General features: G+C 61.7%; 4 protein-coding genes. 1 reads left to right on the forward strand and 3 read right to left on the reverse strand.

The window, feature by feature from the left end:
* Positions 1-346 (reverse strand): polyphosphate kinase 1 (locus VEK15_11430; protein HXV61298.1); only part of this gene is annotated, 346 nt, incomplete at its 3' end.
* A 41-nt stretch (positions 347-387) separates the two neighbouring features.
* Complete coding sequence (locus VEK15_11435) at positions 388-858, reverse strand: FHA domain-containing protein (GenBank protein HXV61299.1); 471 nt, start codon at positions 856-858, stop codon at positions 388-390.
* 69 nt (positions 859-927) lie between these two features.
* On the opposite strand from VEK15_11435, the gene VEK15_11440 reads away from it, so the two are divergent.
* A complete protein-coding gene (locus VEK15_11440; GenBank protein HXV61300.1) occupies positions 928-1,728 on the forward strand; it encodes an SDR family oxidoreductase in 801 nt (266 codons plus the stop codon).
* Here the strand turns inward: VEK15_11440 and htpG are convergent.
* On the reverse strand, positions 1,703-3,640 hold the full coding sequence (gene htpG, locus VEK15_11445; GenBank protein HXV61301.1) for a molecular chaperone HtpG: 1,938 nt from the start codon (positions 3,638-3,640) through the stop codon (positions 1,703-1,705). The two genes, VEK15_11440 and htpG, sit on opposite strands and share 26 nt — an antisense overlap.
* Positions 3,641-3,707: the final 67 nt, after the last annotated feature.

A 3,707-nucleotide genomic window follows, 5' to 3' on the forward strand; every position in this document is an offset into this window, starting at 1 on the left:
AAAGCTCGGTCTCGTCGACGACCTGAATGCCCTGTTCCGCGAGCTCATGCAGAATCCTGTCGTACGTGGCTTCGAACACTTCCTGCTGCCGCAGGATGATCTGCTTGATCTGGCCGAGGACCGCCTTGGGATCGTGGCCGAGGAGCTTCTTGCCCTTCTTGCCCAGTCGCCCCAGCCGGTGGAGCGTCGCGACCCGTACTCGATAGAACTCGTCCCGGTTGGCGGAGAAAATCCCGAGAAAGCGAACCCGCTCGATCAGGGGGACGCTCTCGTCGCTCGCCTCCTGAAGCACGCGGGCGTTGAAGGCGAGCCAGCTTAACTCTTTGTTCCGAAAAGGGTAAGGCATCGCGGAAAAGGCTACATCTATTATAGCTGACGCCCCGCCGCTCAGCGATCGCTAACGACGAAGGCCATCACGTGAGAGCCGACGCGGAATTGGGCGCGATTCGGAAGCGAAACCCGATCGATGCGCTCGTCACCCACGTACGTCCCATTGGTGCTTCCGAGGTCCTCGAGCGTTGCCCCGTCTCCATCGATCTCGATGCAGGCATGCCGTCTGGATATCTCGGCATCGTCGAGCAAGATGTCACACCCGCTGCGGCCAATGGTGACATAGCCCTTGTCCAGGGCAATCATCTGCCCCGCGCCTTTTCCGCTGAGCACAACGAGCGCATAGGCCTTGTCGGGATCGAGCTTCGGGCTCGCTTCCGCGGGCGTGGCGACGATGGATAGCGGGATCGTCATGTCGGGCAGGGTCAGGGGCTCTTCGCACTGCGGGCACAGGACCTTGGCGGCGTCGAGGCGAGGCAGCTCCTCCTGGTGGAGGGGGTAATCGCAGCTCGGACAGGTGAACGGCATGACAGTCGTCAATATCAGTGTAAGAAACGAAACGTCTCCCTGACAAGCCGCGTTTGCTATAGTGCCCGCGTGAAGAATTCAGGTCTCACGCTCGTCACCGGGGCCTCGTCGGGAATCGGAAGAGAGCTCGCGATCCTCGCGGGCGAGAAAGGGCGCGGTGTCATCCTGGTTGCGCGAAGGGCCGAGCGACTCGAAACCCTCGCCGGTCGACTGCGCGACTCCTACGGCGTTCGAGCGGAGACCATCGTCCTCGATCTAGCCGCACCCGACTCTCCCGAGCGGCTGCACCAGGAGGTCGTCAAACGGCGCCTCGACGTCGACGCTTTGATCAATAACGCGGGCTTCGGAAACCTGGGCGCGTTCCATGAAACGCCCCTGCCGACGCTGCTCGACATGGTCCAGCTCAACGTCACCGCCCTCACTCACCTGACCCATCTCTTTCTTCCGGGAATGTTGGCGCGAAAGCGGGGCGCCATCCTGAACGTCGCCTCGACCGCCGCGCTGCAGCCCGGTCCGTTGATGGCTGTCTACTACGCGACCAAGGCCTATGTGCTCTCGTTCTCGGAAGCGATCACCGAGGAGCTCAAAGATACCGGCGTCACCGTGACCGCCCTTTGCCCCGGTCCGGTGCGCACCGAGTTCCAGGCTCGAGCGGGCACCGAAGGCTCGAACCTCGTGCGACTCGGCATCATGGACGCGCGGACCGCCGCGGCGGCTGGCTACCGAGCCATGGAAAAAGGTCGACCCGTCGTCATTCCGGGAACGCTCAACCGGATCGGCGCTCTGGCGGTTCGGCTTTCCCCCCGCGCGGTGGTCCGGCCCCTGGTAAAACGGCTGAATGAATCTACGGGCCGAAGCCCCGCGCCATGAGATCCGCGAAGCGCCGCGCGAACGCCGCCGGATCGCGGAGCGGGGAGCCTTCGGCGAGAACTGCGTACCCGTAGAGAAGCTCGGCGTACTCGGGGATGAGCTCCGAGCTCTCGTCGACATCGAATCGTGCCTTCAACCGGCTCACGACTTCGTGATCGGGGTTGAGCTCGAGAATGCGCCGTAGCACCGGGGCGTCACCTCGCTGTTCCCGTAGCCAGCTCTCGAGCCGGGGGCTGAACTCGTGCTCTCCACCCACGAGACAGGCGGGAGAAGTCGTGAGACGATTCGAGAGTCGAACCTCTTTCACCCGATCGTCCAGGATCTTCTGAACCCGTGTCAAGAGCTCTTCGAATCCCTTCGACTTCTCATCGAGATCTCTCTTCTTCTGCTTTCTCTCGTCCTCCGAGCCCAGCTCCAGAGTTCCTTTGCCGGCGGACCGGAGCGTCTTGCCCTCGAACTCGGGCAGCGCTTGGACGAGGAGCTCATCCACGGCGTCGGTCATGAAGAGTACTTCGAGCCCCCGGTCCCGGAACGCCTCGAGGTGAGGCGAGCTCTCCAGCATTTCTCTCGGGCCTCCGGCGATGTAATAGATCGCGTCCTGCTCTTCCTTCATTCGCGAAACGTAGTCCGAAAGCGACGTCAGCTTCTCCGAGTCGGCTGACGACGCGAACAGGCAGAGCGACACGATCTTGTCCCTGTTCTCGAAATCCTCGGGCACGCCCTCTTTCAGGGCTCGGCCGAACGCGGTCCAGAACTTCAGATACCTTGCCTCGTCGGTTTCCTTCATCGATTGCAGCGCATCGAGGACCTTCTTGAGTAGACCTTTGCGCATCTGGCGGATCTGGCGGTCCTGCTGCAGGATCTCCCGCGACACGTTCAGAGGCAGGTCGGATGAATCCACGACCCCCCGCAGGAAGCGGAGATATCGCGGCAGAAGCTCCTCGCACGACTCCATGATGAGCACGCGTTTCACGTAGAGCTTCAACCCAGATTCGGAGCCAACGAAGTACAGGTCGACGGGCGCCTCGCTGGGAATGAACAACAGCGCCTTGTACTCGAGAAGTCCCTCGGCCTTCTGGACGATGGTCTCAAGCGGATCGCGCCAATCGTGAGTAATGTGTTTGTAGAACTCGGCGTACTCTTCGGCATTGACCTCGCTCGCAGGGCGCTCCCAGATGGGCTTCATCGAGTTCAACGTCTTCTCTTCGTCCCCGGCCTTCAGGACGATGGGATAGGAAATGAAATCGGAGTATCTCTTCACGATTCGAGCTAGGACCGCTGGGTCGGTGAAGTCCTCGAGGCCTTCTTCCTCGTCGACCGCCTTCAAATGAAGGGTGACCGAGGTTCCGTTGGTCTCACGCCCCGTCGGCTCCACGCTGAATTGTCCCTGTCCGCTCGATTCCCACCGCTGGGCGGACGGCTCGCCCGCGCGCCGAGTGACCACCACGACTTTGTCCGCCACCATGAACGAGGAGTAGAAGCCTACGCCGAATTGGCCGATGAGCTCTCCCAGGGCCTCGTCCGACCGGCTCTTGCGAAGCTTCTCCGCGAGCTCCTGCGTCCCCGATTTCGCGATGGTCCCGATGTTGTCGATGACCTCTTGCCGAGTCATCCCGATGCCGTTGTCGTGGACGGTGAGCAGGCGCTCCTTGCGATCGGCTTCGAGACGGATCTCGAGCCTCGTTCCCTCGGATAGCAACTCCTGATTCGTGAGCGACTCGAAGCGCAGGCGGTCCAGCGCGTCGGACGCGTTCGAGATCAGCTCTCGAAGGAAGATCTCCTTGTGGGAGTAGAGCGAGTGGACCATGAGGTCGAGGAGCTTCTGCACCTCGGTCTGGAAGGAGAACGTCTCCGATCCCGGATCGGTCCCGGTCTTCTTGGTCTTCTTTTTTGTCGTCTTCTTTGCCGTCATCCTGTTAGGTCTCGATTCGATAGCTCGCCCAGGCCTCGTCGCTTTCCCAGATCTTCACCGTCAGCGC

It is taken from the genome of Vicinamibacteria bacterium (assembly GCA_035620555.1).
Lineage (GTDB): Bacteria > Acidobacteriota > Vicinamibacteria > Marinacidobacterales > SMYC01 > DASPGQ01.

Excerpts from the sequence above, each read along its gene's own strand:
- VEK15_11435 (HXV61299.1), bottom strand. The coding sequence starts at position 858 with ATGCCGTTCACCTGTCCGAGCTGCGATTACCCCCTCCACCAGGAGGAG.
- htpG (HXV61301.1), bottom strand. The coding sequence starts at position 3,640 with ATGACGGCAAAGAAGACGACAAAAAAGAAGACCAAGAAGACCGGGACC.